The 873-nt window shown below is 69.0% G+C and carries 1 protein-coding gene; it reads right to left on the bottom strand.

The genetic code is table 11. The features are described from left to right. Nucleotides 1–863: IS21 family transposase (gene istA / locus ACFP2T_RS48020; protein WP_377434816.1), on the bottom strand; the 863-nt coding region annotated here is incomplete at its 3' end. Nucleotides 864–873 lie beyond the last annotated feature (10 nt).

The following is an 873-nucleotide window of genomic DNA, read 5'->3' as shown; positions in this document are numbered from 1 at the left end:
ATCGCAGCCCGGTCGGCGCCGATCCGATCAACGGGCCGGCATCCCAGCGTGCGGTGGCGGCGGCTGTTCGCCCGCACCAGCCACCGGCTGAGCTGACCATTGAAGTCCGCCGGGCCGGTGAAGATCCGCCCAGGCAGAAACGACGTCTCCAGGTAGCCGTTGGCCCGCTCCACCAGACCCTTGGCTTCCGGATCCGCTGGCTGGCACTGCACCACCCGAATCCCGACAGTGCCCCGGAAGGCGTTCATCGCCTCCGTCAACTGCGGCCTGCCGGCCCGCCACTGCCCGACCGCGGACTCGTTGTCCCACACCAACGCCCTCGGTGCGGCACCCAACCCAGCCAGCAACGCCCACTGCCCACCCAGCAGGTCCGGACCCTGCCGCGACGGGATCATCACCGCCGACAGCCACCGCGAGTAGCCACACACCATCACCAACACCGGTGGACGGCCGGACTGTCCCCACCCCAACGGCACGTCCGCCGGCGGGAACCACAGATCACACTGCGCCAGCTCACCCGGCAGGTACTCCGTGCGCTGCGCCGGATCGGGCGGAATGAACAACGGCCGCAACGCGCGGACCCGTTCCTTGAGCACGGTCAACGACCGAGTCCAGCCGATCCGCTCCGCGATCACCGTGGCCGGCATCGTCGGCCACTCCGCCAGTAACGCCCTGATCTGCGGCTCGACCGCATCCACGATCGAGCCCTTCGCTGGCCGCTGATACTTCGGCGGCCCCTGGGCAGCCAACGCCCGCCGCACCGTGTTACGACCCACCCCAACCTTGCGAGCGATCGCCTTGATCGGCATCCCCTCAGCCCGATGAAGACGACGGATCTCCGCCCAGTCCTCCATGCTCAACACCCCTCTGATC

Source organism: Plantactinospora solaniradicis, assembly GCF_042658085.1.
GTDB lineage: Bacteria > Actinomycetota > Actinomycetes > Mycobacteriales > Micromonosporaceae > Plantactinospora > Plantactinospora solaniradicis.
This window is presented reverse-complemented; position numbering and strand designations above follow the sequence as displayed.